We start from the raw sequence: 26538 nt of genomic DNA on the forward strand, positions 1-26538 counted from the left end.
GTTACAGTCAGAGCCACCCCGGCATGTGTCCAGGGCATCCCAAGGTTTGGAGGGGCACTTGACTGTACATGGCGCACTCTTTTTTCTGACCGTATCCTGGGCCTCAATCTTCGGGGTCTGTTCAGGGCTTTTTGCGGCCGTTTATTTCCTCTTTTTGTGCGGCGTAAGATCGGGCGGTTTTTTCCGAAGTCTTGATCAGCTCTCAGTCTGGAGGCGAGGCTAACAAGTTCAGAAACCGCCGCTCTAATTGTTCATCGCCGGGGGCGGGTACTAGACAGGCCGCCTGTATGTCGCATTCAGCGCCATCCTTCAGAAGCTCGGATAGCTGCCTTTTGCGCCATGAAGGCTTCCCATTTGCCTGTCTCCAGCCGACATTGAACTGGAATATCTGAACCCCGCTTCCGCGATGCCCGTGCACTAATCACGGGTGGGTAGGCGGCGGTCCGGATCATTGCCCCAGCTGTGTCCAGTCTGTGCTCATAGGTGGTGCCTGAGCCGCCAGAGAGTCTTCAGTGATCCGCGCTGTTCCGGAGTCAAATATCCTTTTCATCTGGTCACCGTAGAAAGTCCGAGTAATTGTCGCGCGGTTCCCGGCATATCCATGATAAGCAGACTTGCCCGATGCCAGCGGCAGGCCAGCCCAGATGCGCGCCAGGTTGTCCATGAACGCGGCTCGTGAAATCCGGCCAGCCGCAAATTTCTGATACCCGGCGTCAGAGATCAGGAGAGCTGCCATCCGGTTTTGTGTCGCACGGCTGAAGCGGGCTCCGTCAGGCAAGCCGAGACGCTTCTGCAGATTAAGCAAGGTTGAAGGTATGATCTGGAAGTTTCCGATGGCATGGGGCTGGCCCGGCGTGCGGTCGATCCAGGTATAGATTTCCGCAAGGGTCATCTGCGAGGGTTTCTTGCCTGGCCTCACCTTGGCGCCGTGGTGGATTGCGTCATAGCGGCCGCCGGGAGCTTCAGCAAAGGCGATGAGGGCAAACAGCTTTTCGACACTGGAGCCGGAAGGCAGACGGAAGGAGGCCGGGGCAGGGGGCTGCTTCCCCGGCCGCGAGCGCTCAAAGGCATCGAGGGCAACCCACTCACTTTTCCGCGCGGCGAAGTTCCAGCCGCCGGGGTATGAAGCCGGAGCCGAGGCCAGGCTTTCGCGGATTTCGGTGGTCTCTTTCAGGTCGAAGCTGCCGGAGCTGGACCAGTCGCCCGCGGGTGCCGCCACAGGAGCCAGAAGCGCGACCAGAAAGACCGTAAGGGCAGCCCTCGCCCTCTGGCCGCGGCGGGAAATTGAGGCGCTAAGCACCGCTCCACAGCCGGGCTCTTGGCTCAGCCCTCTCGAAGGGATCGGGCCCGCAACGCCCAATTCGGCCCCTTGGACCTCATGGAAGGTCCACTCGGCACGCAGCAAGCTGCCGGAGCGCGTTTTCATATGTCCGGTCACATGACCCAGTATTCCTATGAAAACAGCTCCGAAATGTGGATAGCCGAGCGGCTGGTTTTTCCTGAAGTCGCTGACCTCAGGAAAATTTCTAGCGTAGACAGGGGCAATATGCCAGCCCCTGCGGCTGTCCACACTTTCTCCTAAATTCTCCCGCCTGTTTAGCCAGCGGGGGTAATACAAAACATCGGTTTTTAGCTCTTCACCGCGCCGTGCAGGGGCGGTTAGAAAGGCGCTCGACAGGTCTTGCCCATGACAGAAGTCAGCCTTGGTCATTGGCGCCCACGCAAACTGCCTTCAAAATTCTGCGTCGCGGTCTGCATTTCCTGCCGTTCGCTGCACGTGCAGCAAGAACGACCTTGGGCAGTCGCACTGCGCAGGAAGCGGGCTTTGCAAAGTTGCTTGGACAGCCACCGGCTGCCGATTCTTCTGGGCACAACCAGGTCCGGGAGCAGGGCAGGAGGGCTTGGGAATTCGTTATCTATGGCTTCGGCTCGATGACGTGACTGGCAGCATTTACAGGATCGCTCGGGACGGTAGGCTAGTTCACGAGGATGTGCCGATAGACGGCCGTGACCGCCTGAGCGTCAACGGTCGGAAGTACAGCCGGGACAATTGGCGGCACTAGAAACCCGCAAAGTCATTTTCCCTCGGCCCTAAATTTGATAGAATTGTTTCATGAAAAAGAACAGCACCATCAAACAGTCAGCCTCCGGTTCGGTATGTAGCACTCGCTCCTTAAGTTCGGGCGGGACCAACGCGGTGCGGAAGGCAAAGACGGGACAGTTTGGCGGCAGACCCATCGGACTCGCCAAAGCGAAGAAATTTGCACTAGTTGAAGGCATAGTTCTAAGCGAGAAGACTTCTCGCGCAATTGAGCGCTTCCGGTCTCAGGGTCTGAACGGTGACGCCCTTCGCGACGCCCTCAACAGCGAACATTTCAAGAAAAAAGCATGATTAAACGGTACAATGCCGTTGAAGATCCTCTCTGCTATCCCGGTACTCAGGTTCTGAGGAACAAAGGCGGCTATCAGGATGCTGAGGCACTGGAGGAGTTCGAGGAAGCGATGTTTGAGATCCGTGCCCAAGAAGACCTTCCGCTGGGGGAGCTTGACTATGCTCATTATAGGGCAATACATCGCCATTTTTTTCAAGACGTGTACGACTGGGCCGGAGAGACTAGACAAATACGAACCTCGAAGGGAAACAGCCCGTTTTGCTATCCCGAGAACATTGAAGCCCAAATGAACCAGCTCCTTAGTCAATTGGCACAGGAGGGGCACCTTGGAGATTTTGTCGATCCGGATGCCTTTGCGGACCGGGCGGCGCACTACATCGCAGAGATAAACGCGGTGCATCCCTTTCGCGAAGGAAATGGCCGATGCCAGTTAGCCCTTCTTGTGATTTTGACTGAGAATGTGGGATTCACGCTGGACCAGGACAAGCTGGACCCCAAGGCTTGGATGGAAGCCATGATAGAAAGCTTTTCTGGCAGCAAAGACCCGCTTGCAGCTGAAATCCGTAAGCTGATCGAGTGAAGTCGGACACAGCTGTTGTCTACAGCGCGCATATAGGCTGATGTGTCAGATTTGACCCTCAGTTGGTTTTGGCACCAAGCCGCCTTTGTCACGTTTTTGACGCGCGCCAGTCTGTTGGGCTCATAGCGTTGCCTTTCTAGCTGAAGTAGTGTGGCATCGCTCTAACGCTGCTATTTCATCGGTGCCGATGGATGTTCAATGCTAGTCGAATGCACTATGACGTTCGCCGACTATTCGTTTCTTTTTTACTTTTGTGCGCAACACCAGTAGCCAACGCATGTTTTCGCCCCTCCTCAAAGGTGGCGATCTCCCAAAGCGCAGGATCGAGTGAACGAAAACGCTCTTCGTGAACGGAGGCCGCATCGTTGTCGCCTAGAGCGAAAAGGCAGTTGGCCAGCGTGGCGTGGATCCATTTCATATCACTGCGCTCAGCAGAGGCAGGGTCTACTAAGATGCGCTCAAGGTTGGCAACGACATTTTCGCGTGTCTTGCATGCGCTCATCCGGTCGAATAGCGCTTCGTCTGGATCAGATTGCAGCTCTCCTCGCATATCGTAGCAGGTAGCTAGGTTTTCACCGTTATAATAATCGCCTCGTACTTCAAACCCTCGACGATAATGACGGATCGCCATATCCAGCTGTTCGGGTTGTTTGGTCGCAAGCCAAAGCCGCTTAAACATTGCACCTGTGATTCCGCGTGTTTCTGGATCATTAGAATGCTCGGGATCGAGCGCAGAAATTATCTCGATGCCCTTGAATAGTGCGGAGATGTTATCTGGTCGCGCTGCCTTGTAGGTAGCTAACGCCAGTTGCTGCACGATGAAGGGATCGTTAGGCTTGAGCTTATTTGCTGCATGGAAAGCCGCTGCAGCTCCTACGTGATCGCTTTCCTCCGTTAGCTTCTCGGCTTGGTGGATCAGATCCGCTAGTCGCTTTTGGTCAGCTTCCATCTCGTCGACCAACTCGTCAAATTCTTCTTCAGTTAGCATTGGGCGACGCAATCGCGGAAGAAAAGTGTAAACGGGGCTGTCGGGTTTACCTGAGGCTAGCGCTGCTTCGATGAGTATCCGAAGCTCACGAGCGGCACGGCCAGCTTCTCGCGAACCAATATCTTCTCCAAGGTGGCGGTACTGGAAAGTGCTTATGTGGTCGAGGTCAAAATAGAGGCGGCCGGCATCCTCTTTCATAACAATAGTTGAATTCGGGCAAAGCGCGTGTCGGACGCCGAGTTCGTAAATGGCATTGGGGTTTCCGGTTGAGATGTCCGCTACTACAAGGTCTGATCGCAGTAGCATTTCATACATTTCGAGGTCGATGACCCCCGAATGGGTAACTTCGTCGGCCCGTATGCAGCGGAGACCAGCGTCTTCCACTGCTGGGCGTATGATTGCCTCATATGTCGCATCTAGGTCGAGCGTACGACCGCTTTCGTAGTCAGTCTTCTTCCCAAATCCCATGACAACAAAACAAACTTTACGGTCGTCAGACATTTTCATTTAATTGGGCCTGTGTCGTTTGTCTTCACGTGCTGTTCTGATGGCTGGATGCCAAATGCCCGATCGATATGATCGCGCGCATCTATGCCGTAGATGCGCACAGTCACCGCTGCTGCTTGGACATACATCGAATTTTGGGCACGTACCGAAGTGGCAGCAGCACTTGCGTCTCGATAGGCCTCTATCGCATCTTTAAACTGGCCCAGTACAAGCAAGGCCTCGCCGCGTGTAGCTACTCCCCAAGGGCTGGGTGGAGCCAACTCTACATGCTCAAGTGCAAGGCGTGCTGCATCAAGCGCTGCCTGTGGGATTGGTTCATGGTCCGCGCTTGATGCTAGGTGCAAAAATGCGACGTTAATACCCTGATAATATGCTTGGGCGAAATTCCCGGACGCAATGGCTGCTGCACGGCTTTCAGTGTAAAGTAGCAGTGCCCGATCAAAATCCGCCTGACGACGCTCGAGCAGCCATCGCCGCTTCAGCCGCCCAGCGAGAACCCCACGCGGATCAAGTTGATCCCGGCCGTCAGCCCAAGTCTCGATAACCTTGAGGGCTGTTTGTGATCGACCGAGGCTTTCGAGAGCGAGAGACAAGGTGACGACGGCATTGTCGTCAAGTTCAGCAACTCTGGGCTCAAGTAGGTCGATAGCGTGTTGGAAATCCCGGCGCTCGACGGCAAGTCGTGCTGTATCGGTTACTGCATGCGGAGGTGCATCGCCGCGTAGTAACCGTCTCAGAATATCGTAAGCCAAATCATCACGCGTGGCCGGGCGGACAATCTCGAGGTGGTTCCCTGGGATCGCTGCCTGCTGGCTGATTGGGAACGGATCGAGTGACGAGGTCGAAGGAACGAAGGCATCAACCTCGCCAGCAACTGTAGTAAACGCAAACGGACTTTTGTCTCCGAATTCCCGTGTCCAATCAGAGCGAAGCTGGGAGATAAACTCTCCCCCGCTATCCATGTCGCGAAGCTGAAATTTGAGAAGTCGTGCGAGGCCTGCCTTAACTAGACCCGCGCTCGGTGTCCCAAAGAGGACAAGGTGTGACAGGCGACTGTCAAAACGCGCTGAATCTAGTACTGCGCGCTGTGCGACAAGGCCACCCATGCTGTGGGCAACTAGTGCAATGCAATCATATCCTGCTAGTTCCCGCGAACTCAGTTTGGTCGCAAGGCTGCGAGCGCATAGCCGGACGCCAGGATCTGCTTCCCACAACGGAAAGTCTAGCGACAGCCGTGACGGATATCCAATGCTGAACACATCCCAATCAGAAAAATCAGGGTCATCTAGGAACAATCTGGAGAAGTCTGTCCACGTTCCGTTGGCCGTGCCCGAAAAACCGTGCAAGAAGATTAGGGCCGTTCGGCTGCTATTGTTGCGCAGCTCCAGTATACTCGGATTGGGTATCGAGTTACCTTTTTGCGAGAACCTGCTCAGCAGTCGCCTCAGCCTTATCATCGGGGGTGGTCCACGGTAAGAACCTCGATGACTTTGAGCCCTTCGGCCCCGGCATGTTCAGCCAGATCAGCAGTAAAGTCGTCTTTTCCACGCGCAGTGCCATTCCAAACTACAATGGCGAATTTCTCTCGGGCTTTTGCCCCAGCTACGCGTGATACGATCTCATGATTGGCTTCTAGGAATGCGTTCTCGTCTGTTCTTTCATAACCAAGCTCGACGAGATCTGACTGTGCGCGAGCGCGAGCGATCACTTTGTCGAAACGTGACCCCCAGTCGCCTGGACGGTCGGTGACTGAAACTTCACGAAATACGGCCACCGGAAACGGCAGAATGATTGTGGCGGGTATGCCTAGCGTTTCGCAAGCCTCGAGTGCCAAAATATCGGAGCCACAGGCGGCTGCACACACAAGTCGGGCAATTTTTCGCTCCGTCAACACTGCCGCAATCGCCTCTCCTACCGCAGATGCACGGTGTAGCGGAAAACTCGGTGTTTCACGACCGGCAGTGTCGATCCGGCGGCCGGCGAGACAGGCAATCGCTGTCATAGTCATTTAATCTCCGGTGCCAGCTTCGACCAAGGTACCATCTTTATTCCGTTCTTCTTCAGCCAGCTCGGCTGGCGCCCGGTAAAGCGGTTGCCTGCGTGAACGGCGACCACCTTTTTCCCCAACTCGAGGCTCTTTGATACTTCCCAACCTACCCAACGACTTTCTGCGGTTTTATCTGAGACATAAACAACCGTCACCGATGAGCGATTGATCCGTTCGGTAATCTTCTGGCGAATGTACTCGGCGCGTTCGCTGTTATAGGGGGCACGCACCGAGTGGTCATTGAACTCAATGTCGCTGTTCTCGTTTTTTGCCTGGGCGCGCAACAGATTGACCTCGTTAATGTCTTCCGTTGCAAAACTTATAAAGACGTTCCGCTTCCCGCTGGTAAGAGCTTCGCGCGCCTTTTGCTCCAAGGCGCTAATGTTACCCAATTGGTTCCAGCCACCGCCTCCGCTACCGCCCATGTTACGCCTCCCGAAAGTTAAATTCATTGCAAGCGATACATGCGCCGCATGCCTCGTCATTGCCAAGGTGACAGGAATAAGTTCCGACGATACCTTTCTCCTGCGCCAGTGCAACGACGTCAATTTTATGGAACTTTGCAAGTGGAGCGATCACGCGAATCTGTCTCCCCATGCTTCCAGAAAGCAATGCTTCTGCTTCGACTAGGAAGGCGCTGGTCTGGTCGGGAAAGAGGCTGGCATCTTCGTGCAGTAAGCCAATGGAAACGGCATCAGCTCCACGCTGTATTGCGTAAGAGGACGCCAACAGAAGAAATAATAGGTTGCGCCCAGGGGTGAAAGCATCCTCTAACACCCGCAAAGATGGATCGGTCAAACCTGAGCGGACCAAGCTCCCAAAACCACCAAGTTCAGCCACCTTTGGATCTGGCAATCCCAGTCGGGCGAGAACTGCACGACAAGCGGCAAGCTCCTTCTCCTTTGATCGTTGTCCATAGTCGACGAATAATGGGTATTGTTCCAGACCTTCCTCTCGGGCAAGTACGGCAACTAGCGTGGAATCCAGGCCTCCTGATACCAGTGTGACGATGCTCATTGCACGTACCTCTTTTGTTGCTTGGCGATGCGCATTACAATCCAGATTGCCCAATCGAGTATACCCACCGGACATTTCAGGTCTTCCGCGTGAACGCGCAGGGTGTCCTCAAGCGGTAGATAGTGCTTGAGTGAACTTACTGCGCTGCCTCCCTTTGAATGAAGGCCGGTCAGCGACATATAATCGAGAACGTGCCGATCGATTATCGCCAGGTCATAGGTGAGCGCGACATTGCGCAAGAACATGCTTGCTTGTTTTGGGCCAATGCCGTGTGCGTTGTCCACGAGCCATCTACGCGCCTGGTTAGCTGTTGCGAACCCTGTAAGTAGCGTCGAGAGACTATCCGCGTTGTTCAATACACTGGAATGAATACGCTCGAGTTGGACAGCTCTGACAAATGGAAAACGGTAGAGCCGTTCGCGGCCATCTACCTTCAAGGGCGTACGCAGTATGTTGTGGACCGTGTTTCCGACATCACCACAGTGATGACTGCGATACAGTATACCTGATTTATCGATCGCGTCTGCTGCGGCGGTCGCTAAAGCATAAGGCACCTGACTACTTAACACACAGGCCGACAATTCCCACCACAACGCACGTTCGTCTGCAGTATTCCTAAGTTGTGAGACTCGGTTTTCGATATCGGGACAGATGCTCGCCACTGCGGACTGCAATTGTCGGCCTTCATCGCTCATGCCTTAAATACCTCCGGGTTCAGACGAAGAAGCATCTCGGTAGCTGCCTTGCCTAGCCGACTAGTCACGAAGCTCTCTATTCGATCTTCTCTCGCCATTTCCCGTAACCTCACATTGAAGCGCATGAAATAGTCGATGTTGTGGAAGGCGACTTTTCCAGCGAAATCGACGTCTGGGTCGTCAAGCGCTTGGCTCGCAATCGCCAAGTCCGCGAAACGCGTCTGGTCGGTGAATAGGTCAAAATGTTGGAAGTGGTTCAATCTGTCCGTTTCATGGTCAACAACGGTGCGACACCACTCGAGACCATCAAAGCAGTCAGCGCCAGCAGATGCCAATACTCCCACTGTCCATGGATTGCCGGTGCCGAGTAAGTGAATTGGTTGATAGACGGATAGCTGGTTGAGTTCACGGCGTACTTCCCGCATTGTGGCGACACGCTGGCTGATACCGGCGCCAAGTTCGCGCTCTGGAATTCCGATCATGGGTGGATTGAGCGCTTCGGCCACTAGTCGTGTAACCGTTGGTATCATCTCAGTTTTGTACCCCCCGGATTTCAAGCGTGGCACGTGGATGACCGGCAACACCGAAGCATCCGTCAGCGCTTGATCGCGCCTGGTGTTTTCGATGATGTTCTCGGCCAAGCGCGAAGGTCTACTCGGGAGTTTAGTTTTAGTTTTGTCGAAGCAGAACGCCCAGTCGAACGGGACGGCACCAAGAACCTCTTCGAAATCACTCCTTGTCCAGCGCTTTGCTGTAAGCCTGCTCGCCTCATAATTCCCAGAATCCAGCAGTATGAACCCTCCGGTGTCTCTATACTCATAGAGTGCATTGATAAGCGCATCTGGTTTGCGCCGCTTGACCAAGTCCCAAGCAGAGACAAGTATTGTCGGTGCTCGCGCTAGCGCTAGCGCCTTGACGGCACCATGAGGAACGAGCTGTGTTTCAAACGACGAGACCGAAAGGAACACACTGGGAAGTGGAAGACGTCCGTTTGCAATATCAACAGGTCGCTTCGCGCGTTTGGTAGGCGGCAAATTTGCCGTCAAGCGGTCAAATAGCCGAGAAAAGGCGGCGTGATTCTTCTGCCCGTCCCAAGAGGAGAGATCAGTCGTAGCGTACCCACCAAATCCGTATGCTGGCTTACTTCCGTCGAGACTCACACAAATGATCGGCACTTTATATTCCTGGGCGAGCCGAACTTCGTCAATCACAGTATCTTTTGTTCGTGATGTTTCCGACCAAAGCACAAGAGCACATCTTGTGATTGAAAGTTCTTTGTGAATATCATCCACAAAGCGTTGTTTAACGAGCCTATCCCACCACACAACCCAGCATTGAGACAATAACTTGACCAAATCTTCGGTGCGGCCTTCGTCGTGGCGCCCGTAAATTATATAAATATCCGCCAAACTAATCTCCGTACCTATCCGCTGTCAGTAAAACGTCAGACAAAGGATGGGTGCAAGCTTAACCTTAGATTGTTTTTGGTCTCAAGGCAGCCCAGGCCACTTGGTAAAGAGCACTTGTGAAATCACTAGTCACAGTGACCTTCTGATGTAGGCTTTCAAGCTCTACAGATTGCGCTTCATCGAGCATGATAACTGACTGACCAGAAATAGAATGTGCTTCAACTTCAGCGATGCAATCGCGGGAAAGGCCATCGGCCAGCACCAACAATGCGACATGTCGTTTTTCATTGGGAGGCGTACGGACATGCGTGGCATCGATGCCCAACTCCTTCAGGCGGTGAAGCGCCTCTTCAAGCACGTATTTATGTCCTAATGTATCGGACGCTGCCAAAACTGCGACGGGGCCTTGCGGCTTACCTCCAACCGGTTCTGATATTGGATTGAGCCGCTCTGTCGGAAATTCGCGATGCTGCACATAGTTTGCTACTGCAAGCGAGGCCTGTTGCGCCGCTGTCGTCGCATCCTCGCCTGCAAGCCCCCAGTAATGCGCGAAGATCGCAGAAAACAAATCACCGGTGCCGATTTTGAACACACTTGAAGAGCGAAACGCTGGCACGAACGATGTCTGCTTGCCGCTTTCGACGACAATCGCTCCACGCACCCCTTGCTTGACTATGACGACTGAGGCATGGCCTGAGTTGACTAGGCCGTGTGCGGCATCATCAATGTTGGTTATGCCAGTTCCGCTGATGAGCTCCTGGGCATTTAGGACGAGCGCGATCTCGTCTGCATTTGAGCCATTCTCCCTAAAGTGGATAGGGCCGCGCCTGCCTTGGGGATCAAAGATTGCACGCCTTGCGCGCACCACGGCATCCCCCTCGACCAAGCCAAACCTTAATACCGTCTCCGCATCTACATGGAGCACGGATTCTTGCACTATGTCGCGTGGTTCTAGGTGAGGGAGGGAGAGGGGGTGGAAGTAAGCGAACGCTATCGGCGATTGCCGAAGCCTGAGTTCCAACGCGATTCCGCTGTCCCGATACGGCTCTAAGGCGTTCGACTGACCATCTTCGAAATAACTGTGAAGGGTTATTTGGTCACCAAGAGCGGCTAGCGCCTGGGCTGCGCGTCCACCTGAGCCGAGCAAGGTGTTCCACGCCGGGTGAAGGCAAATCTCTCGATAAAGTCCTCCAGCTATGTGCATTTGAACGCACCCCCCTGTCACTTGTAACCGAGCCGTTGATACACCTGTTCCTTATAGTACCAATTGTCCTTGGTCTCCATCTTCCAGTTGGCGAGAGCATGTGCCACAATTTTCGGAGAGAACGGAACAAAGATAGCTCCAATACCCTTGATAATAGGCGGGCATGTAGCCTCTTCCATGTCGCGCGATCCATTTAGATTGATGCCAATGATGCGGCACCGCTTCTCCAGAGCGACCTCCATCTCCCAGCGGACGTACTTGTGCTTGGATCTGGTGTCCTGTCCAATCAGGACAGCGAACGTACCGGCCAAATCGATCCGCTCACGGCACTTGCGCTTAATATACGCCTCGTTCTCCGAATTAATCTCTTGTGCAAGTTGGCAGTTCGCGAAATTGAAGTCGATGCGCTCGTGTTGCTTCCATGCAAGCATCAAGCGATAATAGCGGATATCAGTACTGCTGAACCCGACGAAAGTGCGTGGAAGCCCCATCTCGGCATCTCCCTGTAATAGATCACTTGTCACCGGATATATCTGGACCGCCAATTAATAGGAAGTCGCTGATGCTGCAGGTTTCTCAGACGCCACTCGCGACGTTTGAATGATGCGCTGCATTGCCTAGTGTCAGAGAAGCGCGCAAGCGGGCAAACGCGGTGTTGGAATTGGGCTGGACCCGTATACCGCACCCGCGAAGTATGTAATCTAGGCGTTCGTTTCTCAACACGCCTGTGCGACACTGTTTTAAACCTCTAACCGCTTAACAACCCGTCGACTTTACTGGCCACTTTGTCTGCAGCCTTGGCCAGGTGACTTGCATCGAGGTGCGCGTAACGCTCGGTGCTGGCCGGCGACCTGTGGCCGAGCAGCTTGCCGGTCATGTGCAGGGTTTCCCCTGACATAATGGCGTGGGAGGCGTAGGTGTGGCGGAGATCGTGCAACCGGATTCCGTCGGGCAAACCTGCCAAGTGTTTAAAGGTTTGCCAGGCGTGGTCGATGGATGTGCGATGCGGCTTTTTGGTACGCTGCGCGGGGAACACGTAACTGGACCGGCGCTGTTCGCGCAGCCGGTCAAGGTACTGGATTGCAGCATCGCTCAGATTGACCTCGCGCGGGCCTGTCTTGGTACGCCGGAGGGCGAGCTTGTCTTTCCGGACCTCATCCCACCTCAGCCGCAGGATCTCACCGGAGCGGCAGCCCGTCAGCAACATCAGCCAAATTGCGTCTGCAGCGTCCCGCTGTCTGGAGGTTGCGGAGTCCAGCACGGCCGCCAGCCGCCGGAGCTGGTCGCTGCTCAGCATGCGCCCGCACGCCAAGCGCCGGTTGAAACGCAATGGCGCTGCCGGATTGGGCAAGTCCGCCGGAAGATGGCCTGCTTCTTGGCCCCAATTCAGAATTGTCGTGAAGTGCCCAAGCGCCTGGTTGGCACCGCCTGGCCGCGAATGGGAATAGGCATAGAACCAATCGGCGATCTCGGGCGTTGTGATCCGCGCAATTTTACTCCGGCCAAAAGCGGGCAGAAGCTGTGTATCCAGATAGTACCTCAGCGAGGAAAGCGTGGAGGCGGCATAAACCCCGCGCTTGGCATCCAGGAAGGCAGTGCAGAGCGTCCCAAAGGCGAGCGTGTTGCGCTGGAGCGGGGCCGGGGCGCGTTGGCTGTTACCCATGTGCCCGTGGAAGGCTTCGCGTACCGCATCGAGATCCATGTCCTCAAAACGGCCTAGGGTGACGCGCCGGGTCTTGCCGGCGTCCCGTTTCCAGCAGACCCAGGACTTGGCGCCGCCCGGCTGGACACGCAGGGCCAGGCCTTCGCATTGCGCGTCATGCAGCACGTATTCCTTCTTGCGCGGCTTAAGGGACGACAGGATCAGCGGGGTGAGAAGGGTGACGGTCTTCATGCGCCCGCCCCCCGGTTCTGGCTCGTGCGCCTCCATGCGACCAGCCCGTTCCGGAAGGTGGCAGGGTCGATCCCGTTTTCAGCACAGAAGGCGTCGATGGAGAGGGACGATCTGCAGAAGCGCTGGTAAAGAGAGCGGCTGGCTCCGCGGCCCGAGGCCGGAGCCTTGACGATCTTTTCCAGATGGGTGCCAACGCGCTGGCTCGCGGCCTTGATGGTGCGGTCTTCGAGATGGGCGTAACCTTCGGTTGTTGCGAGATCGGAATGGCCCAGCAGCCCGCCGATCACGCGCAGATCCAGCCCGGAATTGATGCCAACTGAGGCAAAGCTGTGGCGCAGATCATGCAGGCGGACCCCGCTGAGTTTTGCGCTTTGCCGGAGTTTGCGCCAGACCCTGTCAATCCGGTGGTCTGGCATTGGGTCCTTGCCCTCGCCGAACACGTACAGGTTGCTGCGCGGAAAGGAGGCCAGGACCCGTTTTGCGGGACGCCCGAGCCAGATCGCGCGCGGTCCGGACTTGGCATCGGGCAGAGCACAGCGCGGGCCGTCGATCATGTCCCACCGCAACGCAAGCGCTTCCCCCTTGCGGCAGCCGGTGAGGGCGAGAAAGCGGAAGCAGCCTGCCTCACGAGGGTGGGTTTGCTCTAGCCGCCGCAATGCAGCTCCCAGACGCGCCCATTGTGCCTCGGAGAGATAGGTAGCCTTGAAGCTTGTCTTGCGGCGCCTCAACCCCTTGCAGGGATTGCTGCCGGGCGGCTGCAGGCCAAGCAGTTCCGCGTGCCGCATCATGCCGGACAGAACGGCAAGTGCGCGGTTCCCGCTGGCGGCACTGCCGGGCAGACCGTCTTTCCAGGAAACCAAATCTGCCCGGGTCACCTGATTGAGCCGTTTGCTGCCCAGATAGGGGATAATGAGGTGTTCGACGTCGTGTGCATGGGCGCGATGCGTGGCCGGTTTCCAGCTTGGGGCGAGATCCTTGAGGTAGCGGCGGCTGAAGGCGGCCACCGTCGGGGCGGCGTCCGGAGCTGCCCCTTTTGCTACGCCGTCGAGCAGCGTGCGGGCCAGCTCGCGGGCCTGGGGCAGGGGGATCGCATCGGACCGCCCGAGTGTCTGCTTCCGGGTCCTGCCATCGGCACGCCACTGCACGATCCAAGAGCTATTGGTGCCGCGCTGCCGGAGGCCCAGCTTGGGGACCTCAGTGTCACAATGAACGGTCTCTGACCGTTGGGAAGCGGGACGGGTATTGGCGGGATTCAGAGCGGATTTACGCATGGCTGTCTTCCTTCTCTGCTTCAGGAAAAATTCCACGCAGTTTCCCGGGAAGCGGCCAGGAAAAGCGGGGAAGCAGCATAATTCAGGAAGGAAAACCGCCGACGCGGCCCGTTCCGCAGGCGGGAAAGCCAGTCAGTTGAATGGCTTACCGGGTGCCTTGGAACGCCGGTTTCGGCCCGAGGGCCTCAGATTTGTTCCACACCTCACGCAGCAAAGCTGCAATCAGCGCAAGGCGCTGATTTAATTGCCAAAATTGGCATTTTGTCAATTCAAGTGTGTCGGAACCTTGTGAAGCCATATTTTTAAGGGATCCAGAGGCCCCAAAATGGCCCGTGGCAGGGGTTGTGGCACGGCTGTGCCATGCCATGCCACGCGAATGGCACGGCATGGCAGCGCGGTACTGGCCGGGTACGGCCCGCTTCAGGAAGTTCATCATCGCTCAATCTCCGCCTCTGCTGCCGGCTCGTTTTCCATGCCGCCACGCTCCAGGTCGCGCAGGATCGCCGATTGAACCGTTGCCTCGTTTTCCCGCAGTTTCTCGATCTCGGAGTCTTCAAGCAACTGCAGTTTTGATTGAACCTCGCCGGTGGCCTGGGAGGCCAAAGCAAGGAGTGTCTGCTGATCCTCATTGCCCTCACTCATCAGCGAGGCAATCAGGATGCGGGTCATTTTCAGCTCCAGTGTCGCGGTATAGGAGAGGTTCCGGAGCGCTTCGGTCTGGCGCTCCATCGCAGCCTCCAGGGACGCCAAACGGGCGTCCAGCGGTGCCTGTTCAGGGGCTTCTGCCTGCCCGCTTTTCTGCCCTTCCAGAAGGGCAGTAATCGCATCATCCAATGCCTTGGGACGGTTCTCTCCTGCGCCGTCGATCAGCTGCCGGGCCACAGGGCCGAGCACGATACGGACGTTCTGAGGTGTCTCGCTCATCGTTCAATGTCCTTGTCCCGCTGCAGGACGATTTCAGCCTGCTTTTCAACTTCTTTAAGTTTCTCATCGAAGAGGCCGGGCAGGGCAGGGGTGTCCGGCTCGATCTCTTTGGCCTCTTTTTCCTTCACCGCCTCAGGCTTCTCCGGTGGTTCCTCGCGGGTTTGTTCTTCTTCCGGCTGGCGGGCGCGGGCGCCAGCGAGGCGGCCGTCCAGCCAGGCATCGAGCGCGGTCTGGCGGATCCCGGTTTCATTCTCGATGGTCTTGGACAGCCGGTCCGGATCTTCGGTCAGCAGCATCGCCTCATCCCGCGCCCGGCTGATCTCCACGTAGAAACTCTTTTGGGTCGCCAGCCGTTCGGTGGAGCGCATCGCTACAATCACCCTGTCAACGGACTCGCCCTGAACGGCATGAGCGGTGGCTGCGTAGTCGTGTTCCAGGCCGCGGGCGGCGAGGCTGTCGGCCGGAATTATGATGCGCGATCCTTCCTGCGTTTCGGCCTCAATTACTTCCTCCTTTGTTGATTTGATTTCAGCCCGCAAACCGTTTTTGATGCCGCTTTCCGGGTCTGTGATCCGAAACCGCACCTGGTCGCCTTCAGCATAGCCTCTGGCCTCGCGCTCATAGGCTACCAGCGCCTTTCCAAGCTCCCGTTGATTGAACTTCGCAGCCAAGGGCAGGGTGGTCCGGACACCGGTTTCCTCATGCTCAACGGTCAACTTATTGCCCCTGTGATCAGCTTCCCGAACCACATAGAGACCGTTCTTCTTGAGGCCGTACTCTTTGCTTGTCGCCACTGACATGACGACATCTCCTGGGGCGTAGCTGCGGGCGTCGGCAAGCATTGCCTCGGTGAGCTGGCGGTTCAGCAGTCCGTTCACCTTGACCTCATCGGAGGCAATGCCGCCTTCCTGCCGGAGACCATCGCGCACAGCCTCATTGATTTCTGCGCGTGCTGCATTGGTGAGGGCGAGGATCCGGGTTCCCTGCCGCACCGCCGGGTTGAGAGCAAGGAACCTTTCTGCGGCCTCTTGCCGGGGGTCATCGACCTTCAGAACGTTGTCTTCCATTCGGTTGAAGGCTGCCGTGATTTCGCCCCGGATGGAGTGATAAACCGCAGCTTTTAGATCATCGTCCCGTTGGCGGCGGATCTCATCCATGACCGCCGTTCGCATCCCGGCTTTCTGCATTTGGGCGAATGGCTGACCGGCGGCAACCGCATCGAGCTGCTGCGTGTCGCCCACGAAGACGACCCTCGGTGCGCCGGTGCGCTCCGCGTAATCCATGAAGCTGCGCATGTCCTGGGCGGACACCATTGAGGCTTCATCGACCACAAGGATGGTCCTGCTGTTGTCCACGTCCTGCGGATGATGCCGCTCAGCGGTAGTGACCTTGGCAAGGGTTTCCGCACCGCCAAGGACGCTGGCTAGTTCCTGCACGGCCTGGTGGCTTGGAGCAAAGCCCTTGACCTCGTAACCGCTTTGTCCGGCGTAGTGAGCCATCCGCTCCATCATGAAGGTTTTTCCTGAACCTGCGTAGCCCTGGATCCCGACATACCTGCCTGAACCGGTCAGTGAGGTTTCAATGGAAGCGCGCTGACCGGCGGTCAGAGAATTAGTTTCAGTCAGCTTTTTGGTGAGTGTGCTTTCCCCAGTCCTGCGGGAAGTGCCTTGCAGCTCCAACCCCTCAGATTTCTCTGATTTTCGCCAGGAAGCCAGGATGGAGCGTTCCAGTTCCACAGACGCCTTGTCTGTCAGGATCTGTCCATCCTCGCCGCTTTCGAAGAGACGGCCAGCTTTGATTTGCCGGTTGATCTCTGCGTCCACCGCCTTGAAGTCTGAACGGTAAGCGAAGTGCATTGCCGCCACCGTGAGATCTGCCCTGCTGTAGGCGGACTCCCGTTCGCTTATGTGCTCGACGGCGCGGTTTACGGCCTGCCTGGGGTCAGTCTCCACGCGTGTCACGGCTGCAGCGCTGAACAGCATGGCCTTGGCCTTCTCGAACATTCCGGACGGCTGGCCGGTTTCCCGAAGGGGGTCGATCGGGCGCTGCTGATCGAGTGGCACCACAGGCTGCGGGGCTGCGTGACCCACCCGGCCAAGGTCCAGTTGATCCCGGCCAAGACCGGCTGCGAGTGCGTCTGCGCGCCAGGTTTCCCGCAGCGCGTCCCGGTCCAGATTTTTGTGCTTGGCCGCGCGGGTGGCTAATGCCGCTTTGCTCGCTGTTGCCGGCGAAACATCCATTCCCTTATTGTCGAGGGCATTGAGAATTTCCTGCCGACGCTTGGAAAAGGTTTCGGTCACTTCCTGAGAAATACCGGAAATATTCACTTCTCCGAATTTCCCGCGTTCCGTGGCAATGCCTAGGTCTGCCATCCGGTTCTCAAAATCGGAGCGGTAGATTTCTGTAATTAGTTTTTGGTTTTTGTATATGGCTTCATTCCGAATTGCTGAATAGTCGCCATTTTCGTTTTTCACCATATTGGCGATGACGGCGTGGCTGTGCAAATTCGGATCAAGCGCGCGGGAGGTGTCGTGTCGGTAAATTCCGGCAATAATTCCTTCCCCGTTTTTCGTGACGATTTCCCCGTCTTGCTGGAAGCGCGTTTTAATAAACCGCTCTTCCACCACTGTCATAGCCGCGCGCACTGCGGCGTCATGGGCTTCAATTATGCGTTTGTCGCCAATCACCAGGGCGGCCACTGAAGCCGATTTGGACGCAGAAAAGGTAAGGTCGAGGCCAGGGCGGTGCTGGCGTTCGCCGTCCACATAGCGGCCCATCAGCTTGCCGTCCGGTGCTTCACCATCGAGCAGCTGTGCAAAGTGCCTGTCATCGACAAAGCCGCTCAGGCCGTTTTCGTCCGCGGCCTTGCCGAACCAGGTGGCCGCCCGTTCGCCCTCCTCTGTACCCGCTTTGTAATAGCCTTCTTCCTTGTAATAGCCGCTGGCAGCCGCCCCGGCCGAGACGTTTGAGATCGACATCATGTCACTTCACTCCCCGGATGGTGGTTTCCATCGCCAGCAGTGCGCTAGCGGCGGATTTTTTGGCTGGAGGCTCCTGCGGGTGTTCCGGCCGGTTGGGTGATTTCCTGTCCGGCTGGGCGCGGCCGACGGCGGGATGGGCACGAACAGAGAGGGGCAGGGCAGGGCTGACAATTTCGGCCGCCGCGTCTCCGTCCGCAGGCTTTTCTGCTACTTGAGCCGGATCCTCAGGCGCAGGCTCTTTCGCTGGCGCGGCGGCTGCAGTCTCCTGGTCAGCCTGTGCCGGCGTGGTGCCGGGGTAGGGGAGTGCGGCAGTTTCGCGGGCCTTGGCAGTGCCGTTGCCTGCGAAGCCTGCATAGGGGTCTGGCGGAGCAATCTCTTTCACATCGTGGCCGCGTACCCGGGCCGTGGCGAAATGCTGCCAGTACCAGTCCCGTTCCGAGATTTTGGCGGGTTCCTCAATTCCCACCGCGCCTTCGGGGCGCACGCGGTCCAAGAACCGAAAAAACTCAGCTTTCTGTTCTTCGGGTTTCAGGGCCGCGAACCCCTCTTCAGTAGTCTCGCCCTCCTCGATTTCCACATTCAAGGCGGCAACCTGCATTCCGCCCGCATCGAAGCCATTACCCTTGTATGGGACGAACTTCTCCGCAGTGGCCGTGGTCGGCACAGGCTCAAAACGCACCCTGGCGGTCGGGGCGTCATAGGCCGGGCGAAAGTAGGCCACGAACTGCGGCAATGACTGGATTTCCGCCGGGGTGACGATGGCGCGCTGAGTGCGGCGGCCGACAATGCCCACGCCGTCGCGGGTGTCATGCGCGCCCAGCGTGATGTTTTCCTGCTGCTCGATCACGTCCTCTTCGCCAAGAGACCGGGAGGAGCGCTGCGCGGTATTGTAATCGGGCGTGTTGAAGACAACCCGGTTGTTCAAAACGCCGGAAATCGTCTCTGCGGCCTTGCCGCCGTAGATGTCTTCCAACTGGGAAAACACCTGGTAGGCGACGACAAAGGCGCCGCCGAACTGCCGGATCTCCGCAAGGCTTTTGGGAAGGAAGGGCATCTTGTTGAGGGTTGGCACCTCATCGAGGAAGAACCAGACCTTGGGGTCGCGGCTTTCCTCGGTTGTCATTAGCGCGTTGGCCGCCACCTCAAAGACAGTCGAGATGATGTTGCGCGTCGCGGCCGACTTTTCCGCGTCTCCGGTCAGGAACACGAAGCCGGGCCGGTCATTCACAACCCAATCGCGGATCGAGAAAGGTTCGGCATCATCGCGCAGGTATTCCAGGAACCGCAGCTCGGTGATCATGTTGGCGCGGATCGAGCCGGAGGTTTTCGCAACATGCTCCCCGAAGAAATGAGCACCCGGTGTCGAGGCCACCAGCTTGCCCAGCTCCTCGGAAGGGATGTTCATGATAGCCTTGCGCAGATCTGCGTTGGTGGTCTTTCCGGCCTTTGCGAGCTCGCGGGCGGTGTACTGGAAGACCAGCCGGGCGGATTGGGTCCAGAAACTGTCCATGGAGCCTTGCTGATCCGGGATCATCACCTCCGCGATCTGCGCGAAGCCTTCCAGTGAAGCCACCTCATTGAAAGGCGACCAGCCCACGGAGCGTTCATCGAAGGGGTTGAGGATGATGTCTTTTACCGGGTCGTAGTGGTCGCGCAGCAAGCCGCCCATCTTGTCATAGATGATGGCCCTGCCGTCAGCGGCCCGGATGGTGTTCAGCAGCTCGTGCATGAGGTTCGACTTACCGGTGCCGACGGTGCCGGTGATGCCGATCTGCGCCTCTACGGCATTGGGCGGAAACTCGATCCCGGCCAGCGTGTAGCGGGGGCCTTTCTTGGTGTCCTTACCAAAGCGCTTCTCGTATTCGCGCCACTTCTGCTTTGACCAGGCTTTCAGTTCCTTGGCTGTGACCAGGCGCGCACCCCGGATATGTTCTTCCTCTTTCAGCGACCGGCCAACCATGGCGAAGACCGCGAAGGTGAAAGCGAACGCTGCGGCGGCTGGCAGCAGGGAGAAATAGAGGTAGCGCCAGGCATTGGCAGTGTAGTGGTTATAGGTCGCGCGCATGCCGCGGTCTGCATAGATCTGTCCAGCGGTACGCTTCACACGCCTGCCGTCGAGATCCATATAGTTGAGTTCGCGGAGTTCGGTGCCCCGCTGTTCAACGTTGAATTCCGCGATCCAGTAGATACCGGTGAGGCGCACCTTATCCATTTCGTAATTCTGAGCGACCAGGACCAGAAACGTGATGGTGAACGCCGCAGCAGCTACCGAGGTGCTGTACTTGAACACCTGAGTTGCCATGCGGGTCCAGTGTTGTGTCGTCTGGCCGCCTCTGACAAGCTGGGTATGTCCTTTGTTGCCCATGACGAATCCCTCGTTCCTTTTGCAACGCGAGCAGTCCGACAACAGCTCGGGACACCCGCGGCACTTCGCTAGTTGTTGTTTTCGAACGGCAATAGCCGGGGTGCCGCGGCCCGGATGTCTCCTGGGCCGCGCTGTTTTCATTCACTGAGAAAATCGCTGTAGTCAGCTGGGCGGATAGTAGGGGCTGGCTGGACTGAACCTCACGCCGTCTTCCTCGAAGAAACCAAGACGGCCGGCCGCCCACGCCCGATGAAACTCAGAACGCGCAGTCAGCCTGCGCAGGCAGCGGGGCATGATCCATCCGCCGTATCCAGCCAGATAGAACCATTGGCAGATGGTGTTCATGCCGCCTTCCTTTCTGTTCTTTTGAGTGTTTCGTCGTTTTCCAACAGCCCGCTTACGCTAAAAAAGTCTGCCTGCCTGACCTGAATTCCGCCGCTATGCGTGCGTCTGGCCGATGCAGTATTTCCGGCAGTCAGCGGTCTCCAATCCTTTGGCCAGCGCCAGTTCCCGGCTTTGCGCAGGGTCAAATCGCTCGTTCCTTTCATAGTCTCAGATGCACGGCAAATACCCGCGGTCCCGGCACCGCGGGATCCCGCCCATTGCGGGTGAAATTCAGAATGTTCGTGATACTTGGGAAACCCGGCGCATGCCTGGACATGCACACGCCCATGCGCCGCGCAGACTTTTCCGGCGGGGAGGTTACGGCGCTAATTTGGTGCTTTTTTTCAGCGTCAGATGCAGGACGCAGCGGCCGCGCCGCGCCGTGGCTAGCTTTCCGCCGCTGTTCTGTTTCCGCCGGTTGTGCTGAGTTCAGCCTTGCCGTCAGGGCCGACCATCCAGGTAGAAATGGTTTGATCCTCCGGGTTGAAGACCAGCATTGAACCGTCGCCGTATTCCAGGTGGTGCTTTTTGAGGATACCGGGCCAGAGGTTGATCTGACGTTCCTCGACAAAGCCGCTCGGTCTGGCATTGGACGGGACCAGAACGTGCTCCTGGCCGTCCACAATGTAAATACAATTGTACGCCGGAGCACCGCTGTTCACCCCTGGTTTTACCAGGTCATACCGAACTTGAAAAACCTGTCCCGCTTTCTTCCAGCTGCAAACGCCAGCGATCGTGACCAAGGATTTGTAACGTTCTATCGGCATGTGTCGTCCCCTGTTGGCGACGACTTCCTAGCAAGATGATTGTTTGACGAGAAGCCATGGCATCCCGTATTCGATGTGTGACACGAATATTAAATACGTGTCAATGGTAGATATTGGTTCGTTGTTGTTCTTCGAGCCACACTGCGTCCGTGTTGAACGTTACCTCTGTTAAACTTAGGTCCGGTTCCGTTGAGTTCAGCGGCGGGGCGGGTTTCTCCGTGGAGGCTGACGCGTAACGGCACCGAAACCCGTGTTCAGACAGCCGGCCGGATGGCAGGCACGCCAATCGAATGGAAAATACCGGGGCAGGGCGAAGCGGAGACGCGGCCGGCATCCGTACAAGCGATCGCGGTCTCGTCTGCGATCACATTCTAAGTTAGGCAGGAAGGGCTGGAGGAAGGCAACCGGCGAGATCTTCGGCTGCCATTTGCCATGCGGGTCGGCGCGCATTGGAAACAGCGAGTACGCAACCACCGAGCACTCGAAACCGAAAGCCCGAACCTGCCGATAGAGCCCGTACCCTGTCGGCCCGGCTTCATAGCAAACAGCCACGGTTGCCGCGCGTTTGGCGATCTTTCTCAGCAGGATGTGAACGGACACCAGTGCATTCTCAAAGGTGCTCCAGGACACGACCTCGCCGCCTGGGGCCCAATCTGCAACCGCTACTGCAAGCTTGTCCTTGGAAACGTCGATACCGACGTATGTCACCGAAAGTTCGTGAGTCACGCCAATTCTCCATCGCAAAAGGCGACATGTGCCGCCTTGCGATCAAGTTAATGGTAATGCCCACAGGTGACGTCGCTCCCAAGACATGCGGTCTTACATTTGAACCGCGCCATCACATTCTCGCGCTGTCGTGTTGGCCTGTGCGACCTTCGGTCCTGTTGTTCAAGCCCTCATGCGCGCGATGATCTGCGTGCGGTGCAAGGTCCCGGATCGGCTTGAAATAGCTGCGTAATTTTCCGTGATCGCGACGCGAGTTTCACCGAAAAAGTTGATCAGCCTTCCCAGAAAACGCCTTGCAGCTTTGGCGTTCCGCTGTGGCTGAACGAGAATGTCCAGAACGTCGCCGCTCGCATCGACCGCCCGCCAGAGCCAGTATGTCTTGCCGTTGATCGGAATAACGACCTCATCCATGTGCCATTTGTCGACCGCGACCGGTTTGTCGAGCCTGATGCAATCGGCGAAGTGGACCCCAAAACGGTTCACCTATTTCCGGATCGTTTCCCGGCTGACCGTGACACCCCGAGCGGCGAGAAGTTCCTCGACGTCTGCCGTGCTGGACGCGAAGCGGTGGTAGACCCAGACCGCATATACGACGACCTCACGAGGAAAACGGTAGCCTTTTCAAGCGCGGCATGGCGGAAAAAATAGTCATACCCGACGCCTAAACTATTCGCCGCTCGGCAAACAAGTTGGCATTGCCCGTCCAAGCCTTACGCGGCCTGAACGCGAAACGAAAACCTGAGATAGCAAGCCCGACGATGCAGGCGAATGATCTAAGTATCAAAGGTATATGAACTGCCGGTACATGCCGTCCAACCTTTCGCGAATTTCCTCGACGCGTTTTTCGTCGTTGGCATCCGCAGCCGCCAGAAGTAGATGCTCCTCTTCGGTGATGCGATTGCATAGCTCGACAAGGTTTGTGCAGAAATCACTTGAATGCACAAACGCTTCATTTTCATTTTTCGCCTCTGAGTTCAATTTGCGGGCAGAAGATTTCGGCGTGACGTGATGCTCCGCATTATGGGTGATCTGGCGCTGTCTGCGGCTGCTGGTTTCGTCAATTGCATGTTGCATCGCGGGTGTGATCCGGTTCGCATACATGATCGCCTTCCCGTTGACATTTCGGGCCACGCGACCGATCATCTGAGTTAGCGCGTTCGCAGAGCGAAGAAACCCTGCATGATCCGCATCAAGAACGGCGATTAATGCTGCTTCGGGAATGTCCAGTCCTTCCCGCAACAGGCTGATGCCAATCAGAATATCGAATTCTCCTGCGCGCAACCCATCTAGTATTTCGATTCGGTCGTTGGTCTTTATGTCAGAGTGCAGATAGCGCACTCGTAGGCCCTTGCCTGCGATGAATTCGTGAAGCTTTTCGGCTGCTGCCTTCGTGAGTGTGGTAATCAGAACACGATTGTTTGCGTCCACGCAGGTCTGAATCTCGCCGAGAAGATCGACCATGGAACCGGCCGACGGCCGCACCTCGACGATTGGGTCCAGTAAGCCCGTGGGCCTCACGACCTGATCGACAACCCGGCCATCAGAGACCTTCAATTCGTAGTTGCCAGGTGTAGCGGACACGAAGATCGTCTGCGGTTTGATTGCTTCGAACTCGGCAAAGCTAAGTGGGTGGTTATACTTCGATGAGGGTAGTCGAAACCCGTAGTCGATCAACGTGTCCTTCCGGGACTGATCGCCTCGGAACATGGCCGATATTTGCGGGATCATGATGTGCGATTCATCGACGAACAGGAGTCCGTCTTTTGGCAGATAATCAAGGAGTGTCGTCGGGGGCAACTCGGGGGCACGCCCACTGAAGTAGCTAGCGTAGTTTTCCATCCCTGAGCAGTAGCCGACACTTCGTAGCATATCGACGTCATGGGTGACGCGCTCATAGAGGCGATCAGCCTCGACAAGTCGATTTTGAAGGTTCAGTTCGGCAACGCGTTCATCCAATTCTCTCATGATCTGGTCAGCGGCGACTTCTGCTTGATTGTCCGATGGTGCAAAGAGTGTCTTCGGCGACACCAAATATTCTCTGATGCCGCCATGATGATTGCCGGTCGCGGAGTCGATCAGCTGCAACGAACCGATCTTCCCAGAAGCCAAAACGACTTGTACGGCGTCGTGCTCGGAATCGGCAGGAAATATGTCGATGACATTATCGTTGATTCTGTAGGTGCCCCGTTTCAGGCTGCCCTCGGTTTGGCTATATTGCAAGCGGTCCAGCCGTTGCAGAAGATCATCTTTTTCTAGTTTTATACCATGAGCGAGCGGAATCTGGAGAGCCCGATAATCGTTCGGATCTCCAAGCCCATATATCGAAGACACCGACGCGATTACGATTGTATCGCGGCGTTCGATAAGGGATTTGGTGGTCGAAAGACGCAATCTTTCCAGGTGATCGTTGATAGAGGAGTCTTTCGGAATGAAGCGGTCGCTGCCGGGCAGGTACATTTCCGGCTGAAAATAATCGTAATAGGAAACGAAAAACTCGACGGCATTTTCCGGAAAGAACTGTTTCATCTCATCATAAAGTTGAGCTGTCAGCGTTTTGTTTGGTGCAAGGATCAGCGTGGGGCGATTCAAGCGATGGATGATGTTCGCCATGGTGAAGGTCTTGCCAGATCCCGTGATGCCCTTGAGTGTCTGGTGCGTTGCACCGGTTTCGATGCCCGAGACAAGTCTAGCGATGGCCTCGGGTTGATCACCAGCCGGGGTGTTACGTGAATGCAGAATAAATACGCCGGACGACATGTCAGTTTCTCCCAGTTTCATATGGATGCTAGCGCGTCGCAGGCTATGCTGCCATAGAGAATGAGGCCACCTACCTTTCTAGCGGCATTGGGGATCCCTTCTCCGCAAAAATCGCATTCGGCCTCTACCTCCCCTGAAGGCAATCCGGAGCGTACTGCCGAAACGGGATCCGAGATCGTCGCGTCGGTCTGGTCTTGAACAGCGCTGTCTGGTGCCCAACCACTGGCCATTTGTTCTGATCCTTTGAAATGAAATATAAGACCGTGTTTCCGATTGCATTTGCCCGCGGATCACACGGTGTTACCGGTTTATACTGGCGGTCAGTATGAAGATGTTCGGCAGGAAGGCGGTTGCAAGGGTCATGTGCTGCCCGTCGGAGTTGCAGCGTCGATGCCGGATGATGAACTGCAAGAATAGAACGGCAACGACTGCTACTTCGGTCGTCTGAGGAAAAAAACGTGACAGGTCCACTCGACCTGTGCCCCAATATGATCCGGTTTGATAGCCCAAGTTGCGTGCGGCTGATAGGCAAGGGACGCAAGGAACGCATTTGTCCGCTTTGGCCGGAAACCGTGCTGCTTTTGAAAAAGCTGTTGGAGCGAAAACCGCGAGCACCAGACCAGCGGCTGTTCGTGAACCGCTATGGCCAGCCGCTCAGCGCCTCGGGCGTCCGGTTCAAGCTTGCGGGCTATGTGAAAGCGGCGGCCGGAACCAAGCCATCGCTGCACGCCAAACATGTGACGCCGCACAGCTTCCGCCACGCCACCACGGTGCATCTTGTCTCGGCTGGTGTCGACGTCACGGTCATCCGCAGCAGGCTTGGCCACGTGAGCCACGCCACCACCAACCATTGCGCGAAGGCGAACCTGGAAACGAAGCGAAAGGCACTGGAACAGGTCAGTCTTCCGGCAACGGCAGTTCATCCTACGTCATGGAAACGGGATGCGAGCCTGCTCGCCTGGCTCGACACGCTCTGAAATAGTGCGGAGGAATGTGGGGCGAAAACGCCGGTAAGCAGCAGGTCTGCGCACTTTCCTCCGCATTATGGCCACCTGATGATAAATTGAGTTGGGCTAACCCGCTCCGCCACGGCGGAGCTGCAGAGATGTCATGTATTCAATGGGAGCCACATCTGCGCGAAAATGGGACGGCTGTTGTAAGCCCATTCCATCGGACAGAGGAGCTCATCATGACCCGACTTCTACAACCGCAAACACCCCCATTCCGCACTTGGCGGCAGACCGCCAGCCGTGGCCTATTGGCTGCGAAAAGAAGAAACCCAACCCGATCAGCAGGGTAAGCGGCACCTGGAGGGCACCGGGCTTTCAGCTTGACGGCTGGAAGTTCCAGGGGAGTAGTTCGTCGAGCCGGCTGGCAGGGTGACCTGCAGCGATGGCTTCGAGGGTGGCCTTGAGGTAGGCGAAGGGCTCGACGCCATTGATCTTAGCTGTGGCAATGAGCGAAGCGATGCGGCCCCAGGCTCGGCCGCCTTCATCATGGCCAGCGAATAGCGCGTTCTTTCTCGTCAAGGCGATAGGGCGGATCAGGTTCTCGACAGCATTGGAGTCGATCTCGACGCGGCCGTCGTGAAGGAAGGTCTGCAGCCCGTCCCACTGCCGGTGGATGTAG

At 56.8% G+C, this 26538-nt stretch carries 24 protein-coding genes and 1 pseudogene; 3 read left to right on the forward strand and 22 right to left on the reverse strand.

Annotated elements, in window-relative coordinates; all coding sequences use genetic code 11:
* Positions 1-448: 448 nt before the first annotated feature.
* On the reverse strand, positions 449-1711 hold the full coding sequence (locus ACXAED_RS23285; RefSeq protein WP_475054021.1) for a lysozyme family protein: 1263 nt from the start codon (positions 1709-1711) through the stop codon (positions 449-451).
* 402 nt (positions 1712-2113) lie between these two features.
* Here ACXAED_RS23285 and ACXAED_RS23290 point away from each other — a divergent pair, with 402 nt between their 5' ends.
* A complete protein-coding gene (locus ACXAED_RS23290) occupies positions 2114-2392 on the forward strand; it encodes a hypothetical protein (RefSeq protein WP_475054022.1) in 279 nt (92 codons plus the stop codon).
* Entirely contained in the window at positions 2389-2973 is a 585-nt protein-coding gene (locus ACXAED_RS23295) for a Fic/DOC family protein (RefSeq protein WP_475054024.1), read from the forward strand. Before ACXAED_RS23290 ends, ACXAED_RS23295 begins: the two co-directional genes overlap by 4 nt.
* Before the next feature lie 214 nt (positions 2974-3187).
* Here ACXAED_RS23295 and ACXAED_RS23300 read toward each other — a convergent pair whose 3' ends face one another.
* From ACXAED_RS23300 to uvrB, 20 genes and pseudogenes are all read right to left on the reverse strand, one after another.
* Positions 3188-4462: a tetratricopeptide repeat-containing protein gene (locus ACXAED_RS23300; RefSeq protein ID WP_475054027.1), complete on the reverse strand. Its 1275-nt coding sequence runs from the start codon at positions 4460-4462 to the stop codon at positions 3188-3190.
* A 2-nt stretch (positions 4463-4464) separates the two neighbouring features.
* Positions 4465-5763 carry a tetratricopeptide repeat-containing protein gene (locus tag ACXAED_RS23305; protein WP_475054029.1) on the reverse strand — a complete coding sequence of 433 codons (1299 nt, stop codon included), beginning with the start codon at positions 5761-5763 and terminating at the stop codon, positions 4465-4467.
* Positions 5764-5921: 158 nt separating this feature from the next.
* The gene (locus ACXAED_RS23310) at positions 5922-6476 is read right to left on the reverse strand and encodes a hypothetical protein (RefSeq protein ID WP_475054030.1); all 555 of its coding nucleotides are present in this window, start codon (positions 6474-6476) and stop codon (positions 5922-5924) included.
* Positions 6473-6940 carry a TIR domain-containing protein gene (locus ACXAED_RS23315; protein ID WP_475054031.1) on the reverse strand — a complete coding sequence of 156 codons (468 nt, stop codon included), beginning with the start codon at positions 6938-6940 and terminating at the stop codon, positions 6473-6475. Before ACXAED_RS23315 ends, ACXAED_RS23310 begins: the two co-directional genes overlap by 4 nt.
* A gap of 1 nt (position 6941) precedes the next feature.
* Positions 6942-7532, reverse strand: a complete 591-nt coding sequence (locus ACXAED_RS23320) for a 7-cyano-7-deazaguanine synthase (RefSeq protein WP_475054033.1) — start codon at positions 7530-7532, stop codon at positions 6942-6944.
* The gene (locus ACXAED_RS23325) at positions 7529-8227 is read right to left on the reverse strand and encodes an 8-oxoguanine DNA glycosylase (protein WP_475054035.1); all 699 of its coding nucleotides are present in this window, start codon (positions 8225-8227) and stop codon (positions 7529-7531) included. The genes ACXAED_RS23320 and ACXAED_RS23325 overlap by 4 nt, the downstream gene beginning before the upstream one ends.
* Positions 8224-9636: a toll/interleukin-1 receptor domain-containing protein gene (locus ACXAED_RS23330; protein WP_475054037.1), complete on the reverse strand. Its 1413-nt coding sequence runs from the start codon at positions 9634-9636 to the stop codon at positions 8224-8226. Before ACXAED_RS23330 ends, ACXAED_RS23325 begins: the two co-directional genes overlap by 4 nt.
* 64 nt (positions 9637-9700) lie before the next feature.
* On the reverse strand, positions 9701-10561 hold the full coding sequence (locus ACXAED_RS23335) for a PfkB family carbohydrate kinase (RefSeq protein WP_475054038.1): 861 nt from the start codon (positions 10559-10561) through the stop codon (positions 9701-9703).
* Between the two features lie 296 nt (positions 10562-10857).
* On the reverse strand, positions 10858-11331 hold the full coding sequence (locus tag ACXAED_RS23340; protein ID WP_475054041.1) for a TIR domain-containing protein: 474 nt from the start codon (positions 11329-11331) through the stop codon (positions 10858-10860).
* A 257-nt stretch (positions 11332-11588) separates the two neighbouring features.
* Positions 11589-12734 (reverse strand): tyrosine-type recombinase/integrase, encoded by a 1146-nt coding sequence (locus ACXAED_RS23345; RefSeq protein WP_475054043.1) that lies wholly within the window; start codon positions 12732-12734, stop codon positions 11589-11591.
* Positions 12731-14041: a tyrosine-type recombinase/integrase gene (locus tag ACXAED_RS23350; RefSeq protein ID WP_475054044.1), complete on the reverse strand. Its 1311-nt coding sequence runs from the start codon at positions 14039-14041 to the stop codon at positions 12731-12733. Before ACXAED_RS23350 ends, ACXAED_RS23345 begins: the two co-directional genes overlap by 4 nt.
* A 109-nt stretch (positions 14042-14150) precedes the next feature.
* Positions 14151-14441, reverse strand: coding sequence for a hypothetical protein (locus ACXAED_RS23355; RefSeq protein WP_475054047.1), 291 nt, complete (start codon positions 14439-14441; stop codon positions 14151-14153).
* Positions 14438-14929 (reverse strand): hypothetical protein, encoded by a 492-nt coding sequence (locus ACXAED_RS23360; protein ID WP_475054050.1) that lies wholly within the window; start codon positions 14927-14929, stop codon positions 14438-14440. Before ACXAED_RS23360 ends, ACXAED_RS23355 begins: the two co-directional genes overlap by 4 nt.
* Positions 14926-17910, reverse strand: coding sequence for a MobF family relaxase (mobF, locus tag ACXAED_RS23365; protein WP_475054053.1), 2985 nt, complete (start codon positions 17908-17910; stop codon positions 14926-14928). Before mobF ends, ACXAED_RS23360 begins: the two co-directional genes overlap by 4 nt.
* A 1-nt stretch (position 17911) precedes the next feature.
* Complete coding sequence (locus ACXAED_RS23370) at positions 17912-20275, reverse strand: type IV secretion system DNA-binding domain-containing protein (RefSeq protein WP_475054055.1); 2364 nt, start codon at positions 20273-20275, stop codon at positions 17912-17914.
* A 162-nt stretch (positions 20276-20437) separates the two neighbouring features.
* Entirely contained in the window at positions 20438-20620 is a 183-nt protein-coding gene (locus tag ACXAED_RS23375; protein ID WP_475054058.1) for a hypothetical protein, read from the reverse strand.
* A 425-nt stretch (positions 20621-21045) separates the two neighbouring features.
* On the reverse strand, positions 21046-21426 hold the full coding sequence (locus tag ACXAED_RS23380) for a hypothetical protein (protein ID WP_141117917.1): 381 nt from the start codon (positions 21424-21426) through the stop codon (positions 21046-21048).
* A gap of 195 nt (positions 21427-21621) precedes the next feature.
* Complete coding sequence (locus tag ACXAED_RS23385; RefSeq protein WP_475054061.1) at positions 21622-22152, reverse strand: hypothetical protein; 531 nt, start codon at positions 22150-22152, stop codon at positions 21622-21624.
* A 98-nt stretch (positions 22153-22250) separates the two neighbouring features.
* A pseudogene (locus ACXAED_RS23390) lies at positions 22251-22804 on the reverse strand (IS6 family transposase); the annotation flags it as partial.
* Between the two features lie 128 nt (positions 22805-22932).
* Positions 22933-24909, reverse strand: a complete 1977-nt coding sequence (gene uvrB / locus ACXAED_RS23395; RefSeq protein WP_475054063.1) for an excinuclease ABC subunit UvrB — start codon at positions 24907-24909, stop codon at positions 22933-22935.
* Between the two features lie 458 nt (positions 24910-25367).
* Here uvrB and ACXAED_RS23400 point away from each other — a divergent pair, with 458 nt between their 5' ends.
* Positions 25368-25886 carry a tyrosine-type recombinase/integrase gene (locus ACXAED_RS23400; RefSeq protein WP_475054066.1) on the forward strand — a complete coding sequence of 173 codons (519 nt, stop codon included), beginning with the start codon at positions 25368-25370 and terminating at the stop codon, positions 25884-25886.
* A gap of 348 nt (positions 25887-26234) precedes the next feature.
* On the opposite strand, the gene ACXAED_RS23405 is transcribed toward ACXAED_RS23400, so the two are convergent.
* Positions 26235-26538 (reverse strand): transposase domain-containing protein (locus tag ACXAED_RS23405; RefSeq protein ID WP_475054069.1); only part of this gene is annotated, 304 nt, incomplete at its 5' end.

The sequence above is a fragment of the Leisingera sp. ABM4_103 genome (genome assembly GCF_056158685.1).

Bases quoted from the DNA above. Each gene is read 5' to 3' on its own strand.
- uvrB (WP_475054063.1), bottom strand. From the start codon at position 24,909: ATGTCGTCCGGCGTATTTATTCTGCATTCACGTAACACCCCGGCTGGT.
- ACXAED_RS23360 (WP_475054050.1), bottom strand. From the start codon at position 14,929: ATGAGCGAGACACCTCAGAACGTCCGTATCGTGCTCGGCCCTGTGGCC.
- ACXAED_RS23295 (WP_475054024.1), top strand. From the start codon at position 2,389: ATGATTAAACGGTACAATGCCGTTGAAGATCCTCTCTGCTATCCCGGT.
- ACXAED_RS23300 (WP_475054027.1), bottom strand. From the start codon at position 4,462: ATGTCTGACGACCGTAAAGTTTGTTTTGTTGTCATGGGATTTGGGAAG.
- ACXAED_RS23310 (WP_475054030.1), bottom strand. From the start codon at position 6,476: ATGACTATGACAGCGATTGCCTGTCTCGCCGGCCGCCGGATCGACACT.
- ACXAED_RS23370 (WP_475054055.1), bottom strand. From the start codon at position 20,275: ATGGGCAACAAAGGACATACCCAGCTTGTCAGAGGCGGCCAGACGACA.
- ACXAED_RS23375 (WP_475054058.1), bottom strand. From the start codon at position 20,620: ATGAACACCATCTGCCAATGGTTCTATCTGGCTGGATACGGCGGATGG.
- ACXAED_RS23285 (WP_475054021.1), bottom strand. From the start codon at position 1,711: ATGACCAAGGCTGACTTCTGTCATGGGCAAGACCTGTCGAGCGCCTTT.
- ACXAED_RS23345 (WP_475054043.1), bottom strand. From the start codon at position 12,734: ATGAAGACCGTCACCCTTCTCACCCCGCTGATCCTGTCGTCCCTTAAG.
- ACXAED_RS23320 (WP_475054033.1), bottom strand. From the start codon at position 7,532: ATGAGCATCGTCACACTGGTATCAGGAGGCCTGGATTCCACGCTAGTT.
- ACXAED_RS23325 (WP_475054035.1), bottom strand. From the start codon at position 8,227: ATGAGCGATGAAGGCCGACAATTGCAGTCCGCAGTGGCGAGCATCTGT.
- ACXAED_RS23380 (WP_141117917.1), bottom strand. From the start codon at position 21,426: ATGCCGATAGAACGTTACAAATCCTTGGTCACGATCGCTGGCGTTTGC.
- ACXAED_RS23355 (WP_475054047.1), bottom strand. From the start codon at position 14,441: ATGATGAACTTCCTGAAGCGGGCCGTACCCGGCCAGTACCGCGCTGCC.
- mobF (WP_475054053.1), bottom strand. From the start codon at position 17,910: ATGATGTCGATCTCAAACGTCTCGGCCGGGGCGGCTGCCAGCGGCTAT.
- ACXAED_RS23290 (WP_475054022.1), top strand. From the start codon at position 2,114: ATGAAAAAGAACAGCACCATCAAACAGTCAGCCTCCGGTTCGGTATGT.
- ACXAED_RS23315 (WP_475054031.1), bottom strand. From the start codon at position 6,940: ATGGGCGGTAGCGGAGGCGGTGGCTGGAACCAATTGGGTAACATTAGC.
- ACXAED_RS23340 (WP_475054041.1), bottom strand. From the start codon at position 11,331: ATGGGGCTTCCACGCACTTTCGTCGGGTTCAGCAGTACTGATATCCGC.